The organism is Thiolapillus sp., from assembly GCF_048562965.1.
GTDB classification, from domain to species: domain Bacteria; phylum Pseudomonadota; class Gammaproteobacteria; order Chromatiales; family Chromatiaceae; genus Thiolapillus; species Thiolapillus brandeum_A.
This window is the reverse complement of record NZ_JBHNMF010001533.1, coordinates 1-573: the sequence shown is the minus strand read 5'-3', so window position 1 is coordinate 573 and position 573 is coordinate 1. Positions and strand designations below refer to the sequence as shown.

Sequence of the window (573 nt, the reverse complement as noted above, 5' to 3'; positions counted from 1 at the left end):
TGGATCTGGATGCCACCAAGAGCGCCAAGAAGCCCTGGGTGGGTCTGGAAGAATTGGAATCGGCCGAGGAAGAAGGCGGGAAGGCCGTCGAGAGACTGCTGAAGGAACGCACCGGCAGTGCCATCTCCAGAGTGCGCAACGACTTGAAAAAGTCCGTCGATCCCGAGGATAACGCCAGATTGCTCGCTGCCTGTCACAACGACCAGTCGCTCTGCAATCGTATCGCTCCCTATTTTCACCTGCTGCGTATCGACAGTTGGGGATACCCCCTGGCCTATCCCCAGGGATCCTACATGGTGACCACGGGTACCGATCGGCGGGAGACGGGTACCCACTACACACCGAAGTCTCTCACCGAGGCCATCGTCACTGAGACACTAGAGCCGGTCGCCTATGTTGGGCCTGCCGAAGGTGAGGCACGCGAGAACTGGCGTCTTAAGTCCTCGGAAGAGCTCCTCGACCTCAAGGTTTGCGACCCGGCGATGGGGTCGGGAGCATTCCTGGTGCAGGCCTGTCGCTGGCTCTCCGAGCGGTTGCTCGAAGCCTGGCAGGATGAAGAACGCGCCGGCAAGT

The 573-nt window shown here is 60.4% G+C and carries 1 protein-coding gene; it reads left to right on the top strand.

The annotated features are described in order from the left end of the window. Positions 1 to 573, top strand: a 573-nt coding sequence (locus tag ACOCD2_RS25345; protein WP_294046686.1) for an N-6 DNA methylase, incomplete at both ends; no start/stop codon positions are given.